This is a genomic window from Flavobacterium sp., assembly GCF_043720215.1.
GTDB lineage: Bacteria > Bacteroidota > Bacteroidia > Flavobacteriales > Flavobacteriaceae > Flavobacterium.
This window is the reverse complement of sequence record NZ_JAYSSZ010000144.1, coordinates 12862-30548: the sequence shown is the minus strand read 5'-3', so window position 1 is coordinate 30548 and position 17687 is coordinate 12862. Positions and strand designations below refer to the sequence as shown.

The following is a 17687-nucleotide window of genomic DNA, read 5'->3' as shown; positions in this document are numbered from 1 at the left end:
TCATTCTCGCTCCAAACTCTTGGATCATCACGGTGCTCACAACATAAAACGCCATGAAATTTTCCGCTTTCTCTTATAGGAATATCTAACATATCCGTAATTCTTAGCGGAATTAAATAATTCTCTACAAGCTCGGATGTACTTTCGTTTGTTAGAACATCATCGGCAATAATTGCGGTTTGGCTCTTAATCGCTTCTATATATTTGGGTAATTCTCTAGTATCTAATTTTTGATTTTTTGTATGTTTATTTTCTGTTTTATCAAATAAATCTTTACAAACTAATTGGTTTTCTTCTATTTCCCAATAACTTGCTCTGTCTATTTTTAGTCCTTCGGACGCTAGTGACGTTATATAAGTTATTTTATCTTTTATACTTAAATCGACTGTGTTTGCATATAGTTTTATTAATAATTTATTTTGCAAATCGATTGTTTTTTGCTTGTTAATTATTTCTAATTCCTTCTCTTTTTCTTGTGTAATATCTCTAGCAATAGTTACTGCTCGAAATGCATGACCAGAAACATCGTAGTGAATATTCATAATATCTTCACGCCACATATATTCACCATTTTTTTTCCGGCATCTAAAGACGTATTTTGTTGAAGGCAGTTTTTTACTCGCAGCATCATAAATACAACTTATAATCCGTTGTTTATCATCGGGATGTGTTAGTTCAAACATATCTAAACTATGACTATTTCTTTTTTCTTCTTCAGACAAACCTAACATTTCAAGATACGTTGAAGAAGTAAAAACTAAAATCTCATTTTCTATAATATAGATTCCATCCGAGATATTTTCTGATATAAATTTGAATCTATCTTCATTTTCCAATAAACTTTTCTCTGCAATTCTTTTTTTGTTTTCTTCAAGAAGTAGGGTCAAAATATCCGCTACTGATCTAGCAAACGATATATCATTTTCTGACCATTTTTTATCATTTGTATGCTCACAACATAAAGTTCCTATTAGCTTTCCATTTTCTCGAATAGGCAAATCAAGCATGCTTTTTATATGCAACGGGATTAGGTAAATGTCTTTTAAATCATTAGTAAGCTTATTTTCTTGAGCATCGTTAGCAACTATTCCTATTCCTTTGTGGAGCGCATCAAAATAATTAGGAATGTCAGATTGTAATAATTCCGATTGTATTTCGAATGAATCTTTTTCAGTATTGAATAAAATTTTGCAAACTAATTTATCCTCTTCAAACTCCCAAATACTTGCCCGAGAAACTCCCAAACCCGAAGCAACAGATTTTGTTATTGCTTTTTGCAAATTTTCTAAAGAATCAAAATTTGAAAAAGAAGATTTATAAAGTTCTAAAAGAATTTCAAATTGTTTTACAGAAAAATTATTACCCATAACCAAAATGCTTTCTAATTATAAAATATCACTAATATACTACAATTTTAATTAAAAACCTCTTTTTTCCGACGAAGTACGCTTATTTATTGATTAATATTGACTTTAAAGAATACCTTTGCACAAAATAAAACAAAATGGCAACATTCGAACAGTTTAATCTTCCAAAATCGGTACAAAAAGCATTAGACGAATTAAAGTTAACAAAACCAACACCTATTCAGGAAAAATCATTTTCTGTAATTATGTCTGGTCGCGATATGATGGGAATTGCACAAACTGGTACTGGTAAAACATTTGCATACCTTTTGCCTTTATTAAAACAATATACCTTTACAAACACCAATACACCAAAAATTGTAATACTTGTTCCAACCCGTGAATTGGTGGTTCAGGTGGTAGAAGAAGTTGAAAAATTGACAAAATACATGTCAGTTTCTACATTAGGAATATATGGTGGTGTAAACATAAATACACAAAAAAAACAAGTTTATGAAGGTGTCGATATTCTAGTAGGAACTCCTGGACGTGTAATGGATTTAGCTCTTGATGCTGTCATCCGTTTCGATGATACTCAAAAATTAGTGATTGATGAGTTTGACGAAATGTTAAACCTTGGTTTTAGAGTTCAAATCACATCGATACTTGCCATGTTGAGAACCAAACGTCAAAACATACTATTTTCAGCTACAATGACAGATGAAGTAGATGCTATTCTGAACGATTATTTCGATTTTCCAGAAGAAGTTTCCCTAGCAATGTCAGGAACTCCTTTAGAAAAAATTGAACAATTATCGTATAATGTTCCTAATTTTAATACCAAAGTTAATTTACTAAAACACTTACTTCATACCAATGAGGAAATGTCACGTATCTTAGTTTTTGTAAACAATAAGAAAATTGCCGATATGCTTCACGAAAGAATTGAAGCTGATTTTCCAGAGCAGTTTGGGGTAATTCACTCTAATAAATCTCAGAATTATCGTCTAACTACGATGGCAACTTTCCAAGAAGGCGAATTGCGTGGTTTGATTACTACCGATATTATGGCGCGTGGTCTAGACATTTCGAACATTACACACGTTATAAATTTTGAAGCGCCTGAACTTCCAGAGCAATATATCCACAGGATTGGTCGTACTGGTCGTGCCGATGCATCGGGAATTGCGATAAGTTTTATTGCGCCTCGTGAAGAAGAAATAAAATTTGGTGCCGAAGTTTTGATGGGCAAAGAAATTACAATTTTAGATTTACCAGAAGAAGTAGAAATTTCTAAACTGCTTATTGGTCCAGAAAAAGAGAAAGAAGTAATCAAGTTTTTACTTAAAAAAGTGAAATTAGAAGGCGGAGCATCTCATCACGAAAAATCGGAGAAAAACAAAAAAGTGAATTTAGGTGGTCCATCTAAAACGAAGAAAAAAACAGGAACTTCTGTCAATAGAAATATTTTAAAAACAAGAGCAGCGAAAAAGAAAAAAAAATAGTTTTAGGTTTCAGTTGTCAAGCAGAGCGAAGTCAAAGTCATACAAAGGGCTTCGACTTCGCTCAGCCTGACAAAAAATAAAATCACACAAAAATAGCAGTTGCTAAATTTGATAAAAATAACTATTTTTGAAAAACCTTTTATAATAAATGCAATTCAAACATCCAGAAGTTCTCTATTTCCTTTTCTTATTGGTTATTCCAATTCTGGTTCATTTATTTCAATTACGCAGATTTAAAAAAGAGTTTTTTACTAATGTAAAATTTCTTAAAGAGCTTTCCATTCAAACCCGAAAAAGTTCAAAAATCAAGAAATGGTTGTTGCTAGCCACCAGATTATTGTTACTAGCCTTTCTTATATTTGCCTTTGCACAACCTTTTTTCAAAGCAAAAGACAGCAAAAACACAAACAACGAATTGTTTATCATTTTAGACAATTCCTACAGTATGCAAGCCAAAGGTCAAAAAGGCGAATTACTAAAACGTGCTGTGCAAGATTTATTAGAATTTGCGCCTAAAAACAGTAATTTTTCGGTAATTACCAATGATGATAATTATTGGAATACCAATATAAATGCAATCGAAAAAGATTTACAAAACCTAAAATATAGCGCCATTCCATTTTCGTTAGAAACGGCGCTAACAAAAATAAAATCTCGAAAAACCTTTGTAAATAAAGATATTGTTATCATTACCGATGGAATTGGAATGAACAAAAACCATATAAAAAGCAGTAACCAAAACGATAAAACATATTTTATCATTCCCGAAGCGGAACAACTCAAAAACATTGCCATAGACAGCGTTTATTTAGCCCAAACTTTAGATGATTTCTACGAAATATCCGTTCAGTTTTCTTCAAATTTTGATGAAGCAAAAGCGATTCCTGTTTCGGTTTACAATCAAAAAAATCTAATTGCTAAAACAATTTTAAATTTAAAGAAAAACAAAGAAATTATCAATTTTACAATTCCAAAAGCAGATTTTAATGGTTATGTAAACATCAATGATAATAGTTTGACTTTCGATAATACTCTATATTTTTCAATTTCTGAACCCAAAATAACGAATGTTTTAAGTATTGGATTAACCGAAAAAAGCAATTTTTTATCTCGAATTTATACCAAACCAGAGTTTAATTATTCAAATTCATTAATTACCGCTTTAGATTATAGTCAACTAAACAAGCAAGATGCTATTATCTTGAACGAATTAGACAATATTCCTGTCGCTTTGCAAACCAATCTAAAATCGTTTGTTGCCAAAGGCGGAAATGTCATTTTGATTCCGTCAGAAAAAAATGAAATATCAAATTTGAATTCATTCTTCAATAATTTTGGAGGAATTCAGTTTTCAAATCTTCAAAATCAAGAAAAGAAAATTACTAAAATAAATTTTTCCAACCCTTTATTTTCAAATGTTTTTGAGAAGAAAATTACTAATTTTCAATATCCAAATACATTACAATCATTTGTCATAAAAAGTAATGCGTCACAAGCTATTAGTTACGATGATCAAAGTGCTTTTTTAACATCAATACAAAAGCAAATGGGTTCTGTGTTTGTTTTTTCGGCACCTATAAATAAGACGAATAGTAATTTTCAGAATTCGCCACTCATAGTGCCAACTTTTTATAAAATGGCAATGAATACTGATAAAAACGGAGTGAAATATGAAACTATTGGCAACACAAATCCGTTTTTAATTACTGCAAATACAAATAATAACGAGATTATTTCTATAAGAAATCCTTCAGAAGAATTTATCCCATCACAACAAATTATGTCAGATAAGATTAAAATTTCATGTGCTGACAATCCAACGTTAGCAGGAAATTTTGATCTCATTCAAAGCAAAAAAAACATTGGAAATATTAGTTTTAATTTTGATAGAAAAGAAAGTAATTTGACTCTTCCAAGTGACGAAACTTTAGCCGATTTGAATGTTGTTTCTAACATCGAATCCTTTTTTGATAGCATTCAAATAAACAGAACCGATAGCCACGTTTGGAAATGGTTTCTTATTTTTGTACTATTATTTTTACTCCTTGAACTATTTATACAAAAATTTGTAAAATGAATTTGATACTCAAAGCAGCACGAATTATCGATACTAAGAATCCATTACACAATCAAGTTGTGGATATAAAAATTAGTAACGGAATTGTCGAAAAAATAGCTTCAAATATTGAAAATAACGAAGGTTTTGAAGAAATAAAACTCGATAATTTACACGTTTCTCAAGGTTGGTTCGATACGAGTGTTTCTCTTGGCGAACCAGGTTTTGAAGATAGAGAAACCATTGCAAACGGATTACAAATAGCTGCAAAATCAGGATTTACAGCTATTGCTTTGCAACCCAACTCCTTCCCTATTTTAGACAATCAATCACAGATAAATTTTGTGAAACAAAAAGCAAACGGTTTTGCTACCGAACTTTTCCCGATTGGTGCGTTAACACAAAAAAGTGAAGGAAATGATTTAGCTGAACTCTTTGATATGAAAAATGCAGGAGCAGTAGCTTTTGGTGATTATAACAAAAGTTTAGACAATGCCAATTTGCTTAAAATAAGCTTACAATATACTCAAGATTTCGACGGATTAGTTATCGCTTTTTCGCAAGACAATACAATAAAAGGCAAAGGAATGGTTCATGAAGGTATCGTTTCGACAATGTTAGGACTCAAAGGAATTCCGTCGCTTGCTGAAGAATTAATCATTGCCAGAAATCTTTTTATTTTAGAATATACAGGTGGAAAATTGCATATTCCAACTATTTCGAGTGCAAAATCTGTTGTTTTAATTAAAGAAGCTAAAGCCAAAGGATTACAAGTAACTTGCAGCGTTGCAGTTCATAATTTGATTTTAACCGATAAAGAAATCGAAGGTTTTGATACACGATTTAAAGTTTTGCCACCACTTCGAACTGAAGAAGATAAAAAAGCATTAATTGCAGGAATTCTTGACAATACAATTGATTGTATCACATCAGACCACAATCCTATTGATATTGAAAATAAAAAAATGGAATTTGATAAAGCAAAGTATGGAACTATTGGTTTAGAAAGTGCTTTTGGTGCTTTGCAAACCATATTGCCAACTGAAATTATCATTGAAAAATTAAGTGCTGGTAGAATAATATTTGGTCAAGAAACAACTTCAGTTATTGAAGGACAAAAAGCCAATATTACCTTATTTAATCCTGAAGGTGAATCTGTGTTTATAGAAGAAAATATACTATCAAAATCGAAGAATTCAGCTTTTCTTGGCACAAAATCAAAAGGAAAAGTATATGGAATATATAATCAAGAAAAATTAGTTTTAGCATAAAAATGGAAGAGAAAAAAGACGGAAAAACAGCAGCAATATTAAGTTATATTATTTTAATTGGTCCACTAATTGCCTTATCGATAAATTCGGAAAATAAAAATAATTTTGCTTCCTTTCATATCAGACAAGGATTGGGGATTACTATACTTTTTATTGGTTTGGGATTGATTATTTCAAATTTTAAAAACGATATGATCTTAATTTCGATGTGGATATTTGTATCTGTTTTAAGCATGTACGGCATGCTAACAGCGGCAAAAGGAGAAATGAAACCCATTCCGCTTTTAGGAAATTATTTTCAAAAATGGTTTAATAATATATAAGTTACTTGTTGCTAAAAAAGCACATAGATGATTCAGATTAAAAATGAGTTTTTCTAATACAACTATTAAACTTAAATTAGTTGTATATTTAAAATTCATGAATTCTATTTTTTAATATATTAACAAGAATAAATTCAAATTAATTATGAAGACAAAAACAATCATAGTATCCGTATTATTTATCTTTTTGTTTAACAATTGTAAAAACAATCCAGAAGATTCGGTAAAAGCAAATTATCTCAATTTCTCAAAACGTGACGATCAGTTTACAGGAGGAATAAAAATGATTCCAATAACTACTCCTGTTGGTAATTTTAAAGTCTGGACAAAACGTGTAGGAAATAATCCAACCATAAAAGTACTATTACTTCATGGTGGACCAGGTGTCACCCATGAATTATACGAATGTTTCGATGGCTATTTTCCAAATGAAAGCATCGAATATATATATTACGATCAATTAGGATCTTACTACAGCGATCAACCTAATAACAATAAACTCTGGACAAACGAACGGTTCGTAGAAGAAGTAGAACAAGTCAGAATTGCATTAGATTTAAACAAAGATAATTTTTATCTAATGGGTCAATCTTGGGGCGGAATTCTAGCTATGGAATATGCACTAAAATATCAAAAAAATTTAAAAGGACTCATTATATCAAATATGATGGCAAGTGCTCCAGAATATAACAAATATGCTGAAGAAGTTCTTGGTCCAAAACTTCCCCCAGATGTTTTCAAACAAATCAAAGAATTCGAAAAAAACAAAGACTACAAAAATCCAAAATACGCAGATTTACTATTTAAATACTATTACACAGAGCATATTCTTAGAAAACCTTTAGAAGAATGGCCAGAAGCAGTAAACCGTTGTTTCAAACACATCAATAATAATGTATATGTTTATATGCAAGGGCCGAGCGAATTTGGAATCACAGGAGATGCAACACTAAAAAATTGGGATATAAAAAACAAATTGCACACCATCACAGTTCCTTCATTAGTAATTGGTTCAAAATACGACACTATGGATCCTAAACATATGGAATGGATTTCTAAAGAAGTACAAAACGGGCGATTCTTATTTTGCCCAAACGGAAGTCATTTATCTCAATACGACGATCAGAAAACTTATTTTTCAGGTTTAATTCAATTTTTAAGAGATGTTGATAGTGCAAATTTCAAAAAATAATTGCCCTATATTCTAAAAAAAATTTTAAACATCCTATAAGTACTACACTTTTATTAAGGTTACAAATAATTCTTAAAAAAAATAAATTTATTATGCGTGCATAGTATTTTTTTACTATATTTGTTTTTCATTTAGTATTTTATGAAAGAAAAAACAATAGACTATGCACTTCGAGAAACTTGGCAAGCTGTGTCAAGAATGTATAACGAAGAAGCCTCAAAATACGATGGTTCTATGGCCATTGGTTTTGCCTTGTTAAGCATAGATAAAGAAGAAGGAACGCCGTCAACCAAAATTGCATCAAGAATGGGTATGGAAGCTACTTCCCTTACTCGAACCTTAAAAACACTCGAAGAAAAAGGATTAATAATCCGAAAACCTAACCCGAACGATGGTAGAGGTGTACTTGTCTATTTAACACAATTTGGAAAAGAAAAACGAGCTCAATCTAAAGAAACAGTACTCAAATTTAATGAGACAATTAAAAATAATGTTTCCCCTGAAAAACTTCAAAATTTTATGGAAGTTTCAGAAATAATAAACGAATTAATTCAAGATAAAAACATATTCAATCAACCAGAAAAAATTTATAATGAAACGCACAATTAAAAAAATTGCAGTAGTTGGATCCGGAATTATGGGTTCAGGAATTGCTTGTCATTTTGCCAATATTGGTGTCGAAGTTTTACTTTTGGATATCGTTCCAAGAGAACTTACTGATATTGAAGCAAAAAAAGGATTAACACTCGAAAGCAAAATTGTTCGTAACCGTTTGGTAAATGACAGTCTAGCCAACGCACTCAAATCCAAACCTTCTCCTATATATAATACGAAATTCGCCAGCCGAATCACAACTGGAAACACTACAGATGATATGGCCAAGATTGCCAATGTAGATTGGATCATCGAAGTGGTTGTGGAGCGTTTGGATATCAAAAAATTGGTTTTCGAACAAATTGAAAAATTCAGAAAACCAGGAACTTTGGTAACATCCAACACTTCTGGTATTCCGATTCACTTTATGAGCGAAGGACGTAGCGAAGATTTCCAAAAACACTTCTGCGGTACTCACTTTTTTAACCCGGCTCGTTACTTAAAACTATTCGAAATTATTCCTGGTCCACAAACTTCAACAGAAGTATTGGATTTCTTAACGATATACGGAGAAAAATTCTTGGGTAAAACTTCGGTTGTTGCCAAAGATACTCCGGCATTTATCGGAAACCGTATTGGTATTTACGGAATCCAAAGTTTATTTCACTTGGTAAAAGAATTGGGATTGACTATTGAAGAAGTAGATAAATTGACTGGTCCGGTTATTGGTCGACCAAAATCGGCTACTTTCAGAACTGTGGATGTAGTTGGATTGGATACTTTGGTACATGTTGCCAACGGGATCTACGAAAACTGTCCAAATGACGAACAACACGAATTGTTCAAGTTACCAGATTTCGTCAATAAAATGATGGAAAACAATTGGCTGGGAAGCAAAACCAATCAAGGTTTTTACAAAAAAGAAGGAAAAGACATTCTTTCATTAGATTTGGATACTTTAGAATATCGTCCTGCAAAAAGATCTTCTTTTACTACTTTAGAATTAACCAAAACAATTGATAAACCAATCGATCGTTTTAAAGTTTTAGTAAAAGGAAAAGACAAAGCAGGCGAATTTTACAGAAAATCTTTCTCTGGAATGTTTGCTTATGTTTCGAACAGAATCCCTGAAATCTCTGATGAATTATACAAAATAGACGATGCCATGAAAGCTGGTTTTGGATGGGAAAATGGTCCATTCGAAATTTGGGATGCCATCGGTGTTGAAAAAGGAATCGAAATTATGAAAGCCGAAGGTCAAGAGCCAGCAGCTTGGGTTACTGAAATGATTGCCTCTGGAAATAAAAGTTTTTATTCTGTAAAAGAAGGAGCTACTTATTTCTACAATATTCCAACAAAATCTCAGACTAAAGTTCCTGGTCAAGACAGTTTTATCATCTTGAACAACATTCGCGAAAGCAAAAAAGTTTGGAGCAATAGTGGTGCTATCATCCAAGATCTAGGAGACGGAATCTTGAACTTAGAATTCCAATCTAAAATGAATACCATTGGTGGTGATGTTTTGTCAGCTATCAATAAAGCAATTGATTTATCTGAAAAAGAATACCAAGGTTTGGTTATCGGAAACCAAGCAGCGAATTTCTCTGTTGGTGCCAATATCGGAATGATATTTATGATGGCGGTGGAACAAGAATACGATGAGTTGAATATGGCCATCAAAATGTTCCAAGACACCATGATGCGTGTGCGTTATTCTGGAATCCCAGTTGTTGTTGCTCCGCACGGAATGACATTTGGTGGTGGTTGCGAGATGAGCTTGCATGCTGATAAAGTGGTTGCCGCTGCAGAAACCTATATGGGATTAGTTGAATTTGGTGTTGGGGTTATTCCTGGCGGTGGAGGTTCGAAAGAATTGGCATTGCGTGCATCAGATTTATTCCGTAAAAACGATGTGGAATTAAATGTTCTTCAAGAATATTTTATGACTATCGCAATGGCAAAAGTATCTACATCTGCTTACGAAGCTTTTGATACTGGGCTTTTACAGCACGGTAAAGATATTGTAGTTGTAAACAAAGACCGTCAAATCGCCGAAGCTAAAAAACATGCTTTATTAATGGCCGAAGCGGGTTATACTCAACCAATTCGCAGAACTGATGTGAAAGTTTTGGGTAAACAAGCATTAGGAATGTTCTTAGTTGGAACCAATCAAATGGTGGCTGGAAAATACATCTCGGAACATGATCTTAAAATCGCAAATAAACTAGCTTATGTTATGGCTGGTGGTGATTTGTCTGAAGCGACATTAGTATCTGAACAATATTTATTAGATATCGAACGTGAAGCTTTCTTGTCACTTTGTACCGAAAGAAAAACGTTAGAAAGAATACAGTTTATGTTAACAAAAGGGAAACCGCTAAGAAACTAAAAGATGAAAACAGCATATATAGTAAAAGCATATAGAACTGCAGTTGGTAAAGCACCAAAAGGAGTTTTTAGATTTAAAAGACCTGATGAATTGGCAGCAGAAACCATCGAATTTATGATGGCTGAATTGCCAAATTTCGACAAAACTCGTATTGACGACGTGATGGTTGGAAACGCAATGCCAGAAGCTGAACAAGGACTAAATGTGGGACGTTTAATTTCATTAATGGGATTAAAAGTAGATGATGTCCCAGGTGTAACTGTCAATAGATATTGCGCTTCTGGATTAGAAACTATCGGAATGGCGACTGCAAAAATTCAATCTGGAATGGCACATTGTATCATTGCTGGTGGAGCCGAAAGTATGAGTTATATTCCAATGGGAGGTTACAAACCAACTCCAGATTATAAAATGGCTGCAGCTGGACACGAAGATTATTACTGGGGAATGGGTTTAACATCGGAAGCAGTGGCAAAACAATTCAACATTTCTCGTGCAGACCAAGATGAATTTGCATTTAATTCTCATAACAAAGCATTGAAAGCACAAGCCGAAGGAAAATTTGACAAACAAATTGTACCAATTACGGTTGATCAAACATTCATCAATGAAAATGGTAAAAAAGAAACTAAATCTTATGTTGTAAATAAAGATGAAGGTCCAAGATTTGGAACTTCCCTTGAAGGTTTAGCAGGTTTACGTCCAGTTTTTGCTGCCGATGGTTCTGTAACCGCTGGAAATTCATCACAAATGAGTGATGGAGCTGCATTTGTATTGGTTATGAGCGAAGAAATGGTGAAAGAGTTAAACTTGGAACCAATCGCTAGATTAGTAAACTTCGCATCTGCTGGAGTAGAACCAAGAATTATGGGAATTGGTCCAGTAAAAGCCATTCCAAAAGCATTGAAACAAGCGGGATTAACTTTAAATGATATCGATTTAATCGAATTGAACGAAGCATTTGCGTCTCAAGCATTAGCTGTTACACGTGAACTAGGTTTAAATCCTGATATCATCAATGTAAATGGTGGAGCCATAGCATTAGGACATCCACTAGGTTGTACTGGAGCCAAACTATCGGTTCAACTTTTTGAAGAAATGAGATTAAGAAAAAGCAAGTACGGAATCGTTTCTATGTGTGTAGGAACTGGTCAAGGAACTGCAGGTATTTACGAACTTCTTTAATTATTTTAAATTATGAATTTTAAATTTTAAATGGAGATGAAAGATAATATTATTGCAATAAAGAGTTTTGATTTTGCTTTATCAGTAGTAAATCTTTTTGTTCTATTAAAAAAAGAAAATGAATTCATAATTTCTAAACAAATCTTAAGATCAGCAACAAGTATTGGAGCAAATATTGAAGAAGCAATTGCAGCACAATCAAGAAAAGATTTTATACATAAAATGTCAATTGCATCCAAAGAAGCTAGAGAAACAAAATATTGGTTGAGATTATTAGATAAGTCGAATTTAACAGCAATTTCAATGTCTGATTATTTAATTGAGGTAGAACATATAATAAATATAATTACCAAAATAATTAAAACATCAAGCGTAAGCATAACAAAATAATTTAAAATTTAAAATTCATCATTTAAAATAAAAATAATGGAAGACATAACAAGAGGCGGACAGTTTTTAGTAAAAGAAACAAAATGTGAAAACGTATTTACACCAGAAGATTTCTCAGAAGAGCAAATCATGATGCGTGATATGGTTAAAGAATTTTCAGAAAAACAATTGTGGGCAAATAAAGATCGTTTTGAGAAAAAAGATTATGCATTTACCGAAGAAAGCATGCGTAAAGCTGGTGAATTAGGTCTTTTAGGAGTTGCTGTTCCAGAAGAATATGGTGGATTGGGAATGGGATTTGTATCTACAATGTTAGTTTGCGATTATATTTCGGGTGCAACTGGTTCATTTTCTACTGCTTTTGGAGCACACACAGGAATTGGAACCATGCCAATAACGCTTTACGGAAGTGACGAACAAAAGAAAAAATATGTACCAAAATTAGCATCTGGCGAATGGTTTGGTGCGTATTGCTTAACAGAACCAGGAGCAGGATCTGATGCTAATTCTGGAAAAACGAAAGCAGTTTTGTCTGAAGATGGAAAATACTATTCTATCACTGGACAAAAAATGTGGATTTCTAATGCAGGATTTTGTTCGGTATTTATAGTTTTCGCAAGAATTGGTACTGATAAAAATATTACAGGTTTTATTGTAGAAAATGATCCAGCAAACGGAATTACAATGAACGAAGAAGAACACAAATTAGGTATTCGTGCCTCTTCTACTCGTCAAGTTTTCTTCAATGAAACGAAAGTTCCTGTAGAAAATATGTTATCTGAAAGAGAAAATGGATTCAAAATAGCCATGAATGCTTTAAATGTTGGACGTATCAAACTAGCAGCTGCTTGTTTAGATGCACAACGTAGAGTTATTTCTGGTTCTGTAAAATATGCTAACGAAAGAATTCAATTTAATACACCAATTTCTAGTTTTGGAGCTATTCGTTCTAAATTAGCTGAAATGGCAACCAATTGTTACGCTGGAGAAAGTGCTTCTTATCGTGCTGCAAAAGGCATCGAAGACAGAATCGTTGCTCGTGAAGCTGAAGGAGCAACACATCAAGAAGCAGAACTAAAAGGTGTTGAAGAATTTGCAATAGAATGTTCTATCCTAAAAGTAGCAGTTTCAGAAGATGTACAATCATGTGCTGATGAAGGAATTCAAATTTTTGGTGGAATGGGATTCTCTGAAGACACGCCTATGGAAAGTGCTTGGAGAGATGCTCGTATTGCTCGTATTTATGAAGGAACAAACGAAATAAACAGAATGCTTTCTGTTGGAATGTTAATCAAAAAAGCCATGAAAGGTCATATTGATTTATTAGGACCAGCATCAAAAGTACAAGAAGAATTAATGGGAATTCCTTCATTTGAAACTCCTGATTATTCTGAATTATTTGCTGAAGAAAAAGAAATGATTGGCAAATTGAAAAAAGCATTCCTTATGGTTGCTGGTGGAGCTGTTCAAAAATACGGACCAGATTTAGATGCACACCAACAATTATTAATGGCTGCTTCTGATATTCTTATCGAAATCTACATGTCTGAAAGTACTATTCTTAGAACTGAAAAATTAGCTAAAAAAGAAGGTGAAGACAAGGTAAAAGAACAAATTGCAATGGCAAAACTATACTTATATCAAGCAGTCGATATTGTAACTCAAAAAGGTAAAGAAAGTGTGATTTCTTTTGCTGAAGGTGACGAACAACGCATGATGTTAATGGGATTACGTCGTTTCACAAAATATACAAATATGCCAAATGTTGTTGGTTTGAGAGAAACAATCACAACTAAATTAGTTGCAGAAAACGAATACTGCTTCTAAATAAATTCATTTAATTGGTTTAAAAAAGTCACACTAACTATTTTGTTATTGTGGCTTTTTATTTTGGACGTTACCACAAGGGTCGGGCTTTCCGTTACAATCTTTTGTTTTTTAAAGAAAAAAACAAAAGGATTTTCACTCTAATCCCTAACGCAAATGCTATTTATTTAGAATTTAGCCGTAATTTTATAACATAAATAAAAATCCTATGAAAAAGTTACTCTTATTATCGTGTTCGTTTTTTTTAATCATAATTGCTTGTAAAACTTCTACAGGAAATAGAAATGAAATAAAAATTACTTTTTCTTCAAAAAGTGAAAGCACCGTTTCTGGAACTGCAAATTTTATCGAGAAAAACGGAACAGTAACAATGGTTGCTAACTTAAGCGGACTTACACCAGGAGAGCATGCCATTCACATTCACGAGAAATCTGATTGTTCGGCTGCCGATGGAAGTTCGGCTGGAGGACATTGGAATCCTACATTCAAAAAACATGGAAAATGGGGCTCTGCAGAACATCACAAAGGAGATATTGGTAATTTTACTGCCGATGCAAAAGGAAATGTTACTGTAAAATTCTCTACTCCCGAATGGTGCATTGGTTGCGAAGACGATACCAAAAATATACTTGGAAAAGGATTGATTGTTCATAAAGGAATAGACGATTTCACATCACAACCTGCGGGAAATGCTGGTGCAAGAGTGGCTTGTTCTGCAATTATTAAATAATGTATTACATTTTGCATTGAAAGAAAAAGAAATTCAATACTTCAAAAATTCTCAAGAATGGAGAAAATGGTTACATGAAAACCACCATTCTTCGACTGGAATTGAATTAATTTTTTATAAAGTTGATAGTAAATACGAAAGTATGCGTTGGGAAGAAGCTGTTCAAGTTGCTATTTGTTACGGTTGGATAGATTCAACTGTTCGAAAATTAGATGATGAGCGACGAAAACAAACTTTTACACCAAGAAAAGACAAAAGTGTTTGGAGTAAACTCAATAAAACCTATATCGAAAAATTAATTTCACAAAACTTAATGCACGAAAGTGGATTAGCAAAAATTGAAATTGCTAAACAAAATGGATCTTGGACTTCGCTCGATGCAGTTGAAAATCAAGAAATACCTGATGATTTACAAGTTGCTTTCAATTGTAATAAAATTGCATTTGAAAACTATTCTAATTTTAGTCCTTCCTATCGAAAAAGCTATCTATATTGGTTAAATCATGCCAAAAGAGAAGAAACTAGAAATTCTAGAATTGTAGAAATTATAAAACTTTGTGAGCAAAATATAAAAGCTAGACCATAATATTTATTCAAAACTTAATTTTAATATATCTTTACATTTACAAAAAAACTTAGCTTTGCAAAACAAAATGTAATTATGATAAATCCTTCGGCACCAGGTTGGGTTGAAAAGTTTTTTTTCGAGCAAAATAACAGTCAACAATCTATGGTTGATAATGCTAAGCTATTTTATGAAAACACTAGAAATACTGGATTTCTAGTTGGATACACTACGCATTTTGTAACTACAAAAACAATCCATACGAAAGGTTTAAAAATTGGTGAATTAACAAAAATCGCATTGTTAAACACTCTTTTTGGAACGTATCAATTGGATAAAAACAATAGAAATCAAGAAGATTTTATCAAAAAATGTAACACATTTTATGAAGAATTACATCCAAAAGAATCTAATTTGCTAGATATTATTTTGCCTCATGATTCTTCTTCAAGTAAGCTTGAAAAATTTTTAAGCTCTAGAGTTCAAACAAATGATAATATTATAAGCAAAAATTTTTCTCACATTTTAACCAATGCTTTATTGTTTATAGACGTCTTGGCTTTCAAAAAATATTTAACAAAAGGGACTATTCCTGACAAATATCTCAAAAAAACAGAAGAAATTATTGTAAACATTGTCTCATTAGCACTAAAAACAAAAGAGACTAAGACGAAATATGATGATTTACTTCAAAAATTATTCGAATCCTCAGTTCGTTATACCAAGTTTAATAAGTTCGAAATTCTCTCTCTAGAAAATTTAGATTTATCCTATTTTGAAGACGATTACGAAAAATATTATCTAATTGATATGGCTGGAATGGCAATGTGGAATGATGCAAAAATGGAAAAATCGGAAGAACTATTCTTATACCAATTAGCAGAAAAACTCACTATTTCAAAATATTTTGTCGAAAAAAGCATTACAGATATGAATATGTTTTTAATCTCAAATAAAGACAAAATTCCTTATTTTAATTTTTCAAATCCTGTAAAACATTTTTATGACCAAACGACACAGAATGTTCACACATTAATCTCTAGAAATAAAAATAGACTTCTACTAGAAATAACCCAAAGTAAAGAGTTAATGAAGCTTTTGTCACAATCTACAAAAAGAGATTTGAGTCCAGAAGAAAAAAAGAAAGTTAGAAATCAATTACTTGATATTTGTAAAACAATTCCTTCCTTAACTATTTTTATAATTCCTGGAGGAAGTTTGTTACTACCTATTTTAATTAAGTTTATTCCGCAATTATTACCATCAGCATTTAATGAAAATTTGAGTGAAGATTAACTATTAGTTATAATTATAGTTTTTATATTTGCATCACAAATAACTATATAATGACAATTACGCAACTTCAATATGTTTTGGCAGTCGCTGAACACAAAAATTTTACATTAGCTGCTGAAAAATGCTTTGTAACGCAACCTACATTAAGTATGCAAATACAAAAAGTAGAAGAAGAACTTTCCATATTAATTTTTGACAGGAGCAAAAAACCAATTCAGCTCACTGATATTGGACAAAAAATTGTAGCTCAAGCAAAAAATATTGTCAATGAAGCAGATAGAATGCGTGATATAGTCGATTTGCAAAAAGGTTTTATAGGTGGCGAATTTAGATTGGGAATTATTCCCACAATTATGCCAACATTATTACCAATGTTTTTGAATAATTTTATCAAAAAATATCCAAAAGTCAAACTGATAATTGAAGAATTAAACACAGCTGAAATTATAAAAAAACTCAACAATGGTCAACTAGATGCCGCCATTGCTGCGACCCCTTTACAAGAAGAAAAAATAAAGGAAATAGTATTGTATTATGAACCATTTATGATTTACATTCCTGAACATCATGCAAAATTTTCTAAAAACGAACTTGAAATTAGCGATTTGAATGTAGATGAAATTTTACTTTTACAAGATGGACATTGTTTTAGAGACGGAATTTTGAATCTTTGCAAAAATACAACTCCAGTTGATGATACTAAATTTAGAATTGAAAGTGGAAGCTTCGAGACGCTAATCAAATTAGCTGATGAAGGATTGGGAATAACGCTTCTACCCTATTTGCATACTCTAGACCTGAAAGAAAAAGACAAATTAAAATTAAAACATTTTGTAGAACCAAAACCAGCTCGGGAAATAAGTTTAATTTTTCCGAAAAACGAACTTAAAATTCATATTATTGATGCTTTAAGAACTGTTATTTCAGGTGTTTTGCGTGGCGCAATTGCATTTCAAAATGTAGAAATTATAAGTCCAATTCAGAAGAAATAAAAAAGGAAATTTCCACTTCCTTTTTT

The 17687-nt window shown here is 32.1% G+C and carries 15 protein-coding genes; 14 read left to right on the top strand and 1 reads right to left on the bottom strand.

What is annotated here, in order from left to right:
• Positions 1 to 1367: GAF domain-containing protein (locus ACHZC3_RS06770; protein ID WP_394759115.1), on the bottom strand; the 1367-nt coding region annotated here is incomplete at its 3' end.
• Between the two features lie 137 nt (positions 1368 to 1504).
• Between ACHZC3_RS06770 and ACHZC3_RS06765 the strand changes: the two genes are divergently transcribed.
• The 14 genes from ACHZC3_RS06765 (at position 1505) to ACHZC3_RS06700 (ending at position 17661) form a co-directional block, all read left to right on the top strand.
• Complete coding sequence (locus ACHZC3_RS06765) at positions 1505 to 2851, top strand: DEAD/DEAH box helicase (RefSeq protein ID WP_394759114.1); 1347 nt, start codon at positions 1505 to 1507, stop codon at positions 2849 to 2851.
• A 148-nt stretch (positions 2852 to 2999) separates the two neighbouring features.
• A complete protein-coding gene (locus tag ACHZC3_RS06760; protein ID WP_394759113.1) occupies positions 3000 to 4928 on the top strand; it encodes a BatA domain-containing protein in 1929 nt (642 codons plus the stop codon).
• Positions 4925 to 6178, top strand: a complete 1254-nt coding sequence (locus ACHZC3_RS06755; protein ID WP_394759112.1) for a dihydroorotase family protein — start codon at positions 4925 to 4927, stop codon at positions 6176 to 6178. The genes ACHZC3_RS06760 and ACHZC3_RS06755 overlap by 4 nt, the downstream gene beginning before the upstream one ends.
• 2 nt (positions 6179 to 6180) lie before the next feature.
• Positions 6181 to 6501 carry a DUF4870 domain-containing protein gene (locus ACHZC3_RS06750; protein WP_394759111.1) on the top strand — a complete coding sequence of 107 codons (321 nt, stop codon included), beginning with the start codon at positions 6181 to 6183 and terminating at the stop codon, positions 6499 to 6501.
• 145 nt (positions 6502 to 6646) lie between these two features.
• Positions 6647 to 7693 (top strand): proline iminopeptidase-family hydrolase, encoded by a 1047-nt coding sequence (locus ACHZC3_RS06745; protein WP_394759110.1) that lies wholly within the window; start codon positions 6647 to 6649, stop codon positions 7691 to 7693.
• 141 nt (positions 7694 to 7834) lie between these two features.
• Complete coding sequence (locus tag ACHZC3_RS06740) at positions 7835 to 8302, top strand: MarR family winged helix-turn-helix transcriptional regulator (protein ID WP_394759109.1); 468 nt, start codon at positions 7835 to 7837, stop codon at positions 8300 to 8302.
• The gene (locus ACHZC3_RS06735) at positions 8286 to 10676 is read left to right on the top strand and encodes a 3-hydroxyacyl-CoA dehydrogenase NAD-binding domain-containing protein (RefSeq protein WP_394759108.1); all 2391 of its coding nucleotides are present in this window, start codon (positions 8286 to 8288) and stop codon (positions 10674 to 10676) included. Before ACHZC3_RS06740 ends, ACHZC3_RS06735 begins: the two co-directional genes overlap by 17 nt.
• 3 nt (positions 10677 to 10679) lie before the next feature.
• Positions 10680 to 11861 carry a thiolase family protein gene (locus ACHZC3_RS06730; RefSeq protein ID WP_394759107.1) on the top strand — a complete coding sequence of 394 codons (1182 nt, stop codon included), beginning with the start codon at positions 10680 to 10682 and terminating at the stop codon, positions 11859 to 11861.
• 36 nt (positions 11862 to 11897) lie between these two features.
• The gene (locus ACHZC3_RS06725; protein ID WP_394759106.1) at positions 11898 to 12251 is read left to right on the top strand and encodes a four helix bundle protein; all 354 of its coding nucleotides are present in this window, start codon (positions 11898 to 11900) and stop codon (positions 12249 to 12251) included.
• A 36-nt stretch (positions 12252 to 12287) separates the two neighbouring features.
• Positions 12288 to 14078 carry an acyl-CoA dehydrogenase family protein gene (locus ACHZC3_RS06720; RefSeq protein WP_394759105.1) on the top strand — a complete coding sequence of 597 codons (1791 nt, stop codon included), beginning with the start codon at positions 12288 to 12290 and terminating at the stop codon, positions 14076 to 14078.
• A 208-nt stretch (positions 14079 to 14286) separates the two neighbouring features.
• The gene (locus tag ACHZC3_RS06715; RefSeq protein WP_394759104.1) at positions 14287 to 14808 is read left to right on the top strand and encodes a superoxide dismutase family protein; all 522 of its coding nucleotides are present in this window, start codon (positions 14287 to 14289) and stop codon (positions 14806 to 14808) included.
• A complete protein-coding gene (locus tag ACHZC3_RS06710) occupies positions 14768 to 15394 on the top strand; it encodes a YdeI family protein (RefSeq protein ID WP_394759103.1) in 627 nt (208 codons plus the stop codon). Before ACHZC3_RS06715 ends, ACHZC3_RS06710 begins: the two co-directional genes overlap by 41 nt.
• 75 nt (positions 15395 to 15469) lie before the next feature.
• Positions 15470 to 16669 (top strand): LETM1-related biofilm-associated protein, encoded by a 1200-nt coding sequence (locus tag ACHZC3_RS06705; protein WP_394759102.1) that lies wholly within the window; start codon positions 15470 to 15472, stop codon positions 16667 to 16669.
• Between the two features lie 50 nt (positions 16670 to 16719).
• On the top strand, positions 16720 to 17661 hold the full coding sequence (locus ACHZC3_RS06700) for a LysR substrate-binding domain-containing protein (RefSeq protein ID WP_394759101.1): 942 nt from the start codon (positions 16720 to 16722) through the stop codon (positions 17659 to 17661).
• The last annotated feature ends 26 nt before the right edge of the window (positions 17662 to 17687 follow it).